The 3269-nt window shown below is 55.4% G+C and carries 3 protein-coding genes; all 3 read left to right on the top strand.

Annotated elements, in window-relative coordinates; all coding sequences use genetic code 11:
* Positions 1 to 61 precede the first annotated feature (61 nt).
* Positions 62 to 2422 (top strand): recombinase family protein, encoded by a 2361-nt coding sequence (locus tag H8705_RS13495; protein WP_262396302.1) that lies wholly within the window; start codon positions 62 to 64, stop codon positions 2420 to 2422.
* Positions 2419 to 2745 carry a TnpV protein gene (locus H8705_RS13500; protein ID WP_087385888.1) on the top strand — a complete coding sequence of 109 codons (327 nt, stop codon included), beginning with the start codon at positions 2419 to 2421 and terminating at the stop codon, positions 2743 to 2745. The genes H8705_RS13495 and H8705_RS13500 overlap by 4 nt, the downstream gene beginning before the upstream one ends.
* A gap of 171 nt (positions 2746 to 2916) precedes the next feature.
* On the top strand, positions 2917 to 3213 hold the full coding sequence (locus tag H8705_RS13505) for a hypothetical protein (protein ID WP_087337046.1): 297 nt from the start codon (positions 2917 to 2919) through the stop codon (positions 3211 to 3213).
* The last annotated feature ends 56 nt before the right edge of the window (positions 3214 to 3269 follow it).

Raw genomic sequence — 3269 nt, forward strand, 5'->3', positions numbered from 1 at the left:
AATGGTAATTTACAATAAGGATAAAGGGAGCGCGCACCCTCAAGAAAGGAGGTTACACCCCATGAAGAAACAGCCGGACAAGGGAAAAATCACAGCCCTGTACGAGCGTCTTTCCCATGACGATGAACGAGCCGGGGAAAGCGTGTCGATAGAAAACCAAAAGCGCATTTTGGAGGACTACGCTCAAAAGAACGGCTTTACGAATATCCGGCACTTCACCGATGACGGAGTGCGGGGAACTACTTTCAAGCGTCCGGGGCTGGACGCTATGCTGGAAGAAATCCGGGCGGGAAATGTGGCTACGGTCATTATCAAAGACCAAAGCAGGATTGGCCGTGATGTTGTCGAAGTGGGGCTTTTGAAGCGCACCTTTGACGAGTACCATGTACGCTTTATTGCGGCAAATGACAACCTTGATACCGCCAACGGCTTTGATATAATGTCAATTTTCCGAGATGTGATAAACGAGTGGTATGTTGCCGACACCAGCCGGAAAATCAAGACCGTTTTCAAGTCGAGAATGGAAAAGGGCTTGCGCTGCTCCGGCAGCGTCAGCTATGGCTACCTTGCGTCCAAGGAGAACAAGGGCGAATGGGTAATCGACGAGGAAGCCGCCGCCGTTGTGCGCCGTATCTTCCACAGCGTTGTTGCCGGGGAGAGTATCGCCAGCATAGCAAGGGCACTCCGCGCCGAGAAAATCCCTATCCCGTCCGAGCATTGGAAGCGGATAGGCGCACCCGTCCGGGCGGCGAAGTACACAGACCCCTACGCATGGTCAACAACAACTATCAGCTATATCCTCAAACGCCCGGAGTACACGGGGCGCAAGGTTTTAGGGAAAACCGTCTGCGAGAACTACAAGACCAAAAGCACCCGCAAGACCGCGCCGGAGGAACAGTATATTTTTGACGGGGAGATACCCGCCATTGTGGACGAGGAAACATGGAATACCGTCCAGCGGCTTATGGGGACAAAACGCCGCGCCCCCAAGCGGCAGACCACCCCAAACCGCTTGACCGGGCTTCTCTACTGCGCCGACTGCGGCGCGAAGCTGACCCACCGCAGCAGCCTTGTGCAAGGCAAGTATCTGGACGACGCTTTTGTGTGTTCCAGCTACCGCCAGCTTACCCGCGACTGTACCATGCACTATATCCCCACCGCAAAAATGGAAGCCGCCATTCTTGCCGCAATCCAGCGCGTGAGCTGGTATGTGCGGCACAATGAAGCGGAGTTTATCGAGCGTGTGCGGGAAGCGTCCGACCAGCACCAAGAGAACGCCGTCAAGGAGTACCGGCAGAAAGTGAGCAAGGCACAGCGGCGGTGTAAGGAGCTGGACGGCCTTGTAAAGAAGCTATACGAGGGCAACGCCACAGGCAAGATACCCGATAGGCACTTTACCCGTCTGCTTGCCGAATACGACGAGGAACAGACCGGGCTGGAAGCCGCTATCGCACAATGGCAGGAAGCAATCGAGAGCTGGAACGCCGACAGGCTGAAAACAGATAAGTTTATCGAGCTTGTGAGCCGCTACACTGATTTTTCCGAATTGACAACGCCCATGCTCAACGAGTTTATCGAAAAAGTCGTTGTCCATGAGGGCGAGGGACGCGGGAATAGCCGCCGTCAGCGGATAGATATTTACCTCAACTTCATCGGTGCGTTTGAAGTCCCCGCCCATATCGTTACCCCAATGGAAGCCGAGGAACAACGCCGCCAGCAGGAGGAACAGGCCGCAAAGGAAGCCCACTCACAGGAGCTTGCCAAAGCGCGGGAAGAAAAGCGCAAGGCAGAGAAACGGGAGTTTACCGCGAGGAAGAAAGCGGGCTTGTTGACCCCGGAGGAACAGGCGGCAGATGAAGCGCGGTTAGCCCATAACCGGGCATGGCAAAAGGAATGGCGGGAGAAGCGGAAAGCCACCGAACCGCCCAAGCCCCCGAAGCCGAAATCCTTAAAGGAGCTTGCCGCGCTGCAAAAGGCCGGAGCCGACCTCACGCCGGAGGAAGCAGAACGCCTTGCCGCCTACCGGGAGAGGAAAAACCGCCAGCACAAGGCATGGTATGAGCGTCAGAAAGCGGCACAGCCGCCCAAGCCCCGGACGCTGAAAGAGCTTGCCGCCGCACTGGACGCAGGTCAGCCACTCACGCCAGAGGAAACGGAACGCCTTGAAGCCAGCCGGAGCCGGAAGAAGAACGCCTACCAAGAACTGAAAGCCCAAGCGGAAACCGACCCCGCCGCAGCCGCCGAGCTTGCAAGGCGGCGGGCATACCATAGTGAAGCTACCAAGAAATCCCGTCAGAAGATGTACGAGGAAGCCGCAGCCGGAAATCCCGAAGCCCAAGCCCGGTATGAAAACTTCCTTGCTGCAAGGCGGGAGAACTACCACAAAAAGAAGCAGGACGAGAAAGGAGAACAAATCGCATGAGAAGATTGATTGACAATGGGAACCGCCCTATTACCCCGAAGCCCCATATCGGCCACTATGGGCGGCTGCGGAAAGCCTATCTGGAACAATACCGCCACCGTCTTTATACCGCCCTTGTTGCCAGCGAGAAGCTATATCCCCACCTTGCGGAAACAGACCGGGCGGCGCGGGATATGCTGGACTACCTCATGCCCCGCCTTGCCAGAGAAGCAGGAGCCACCGAAGCCCTCAAAGCCGCCGACCCGATGAAATGGGTAGGTTTGATGAACAACTGCAAGGCGAGAGCCGAGGAAATCGTAATGCATGAGTTAATCTATGTTTAACGGTCAAGAGCCGGAAAAAACAGAAATCTTGCGATAACAGCCGCCCCGACGAACCATTCCCCGTCCGGGCGGTTTTTATCGTCAAAAACGCCGTTTTCTCCAAGTCAAGAGCCGGAGAAAACACCCGAAAAATGCCCCTATTGCGTAACAGGGGCGCAGAAAGGAGCTTGCATGAGAACAGGGATTACCAAGCAGGAAAAGACCACCGATATTTGGTTTGACGAGAAAGACCCCCTTATCCATATCCGCACCCACAACACCGCCTTAAAGAAGCGTCTGCTTGCATACAGCCGCCGTTATCCGGCAATCTGCCAGCAGACGGACGCAGACCCGGAAACGGGCTGCATGGAGTTTGATATTGAGAAAGGACGCTTCTCTTTCCGCCTGACCGCCCCATACAGCGAGGAACGGCGGAGAGCAGCGCGGCAATATGCCAAAGAGAACAACGCCGCCGACAGGCTGAAATGATGTAGATTTGTTCATACTCTTGTGATATACTTTAGTCAAGAAACAAAGCGACAAAT

Source organism: Youxingia wuxianensis, assembly GCF_014385085.1.
Lineage (GTDB): Bacteria > Bacillota > Clostridia > Oscillospirales > Ruminococcaceae > Youxingia > Youxingia wuxianensis.

What these genes read in the sequence shown, in the direction of transcription:
- H8705_RS13495 (WP_262396302.1), top strand. Translation starts at nt 62, where the DNA reads ATGAAGAAACAGCCGGACAAGGGAAAAATCACAGCCCTGTACGAGCGT.
- H8705_RS13500 (WP_087385888.1), top strand. Translation starts at nt 2,419, where the DNA reads ATGAGAAGATTGATTGACAATGGGAACCGCCCTATTACCCCGAAGCCC.
- H8705_RS13505 (WP_087337046.1), top strand. Translation starts at nt 2,917, where the DNA reads ATGAGAACAGGGATTACCAAGCAGGAAAAGACCACCGATATTTGGTTT.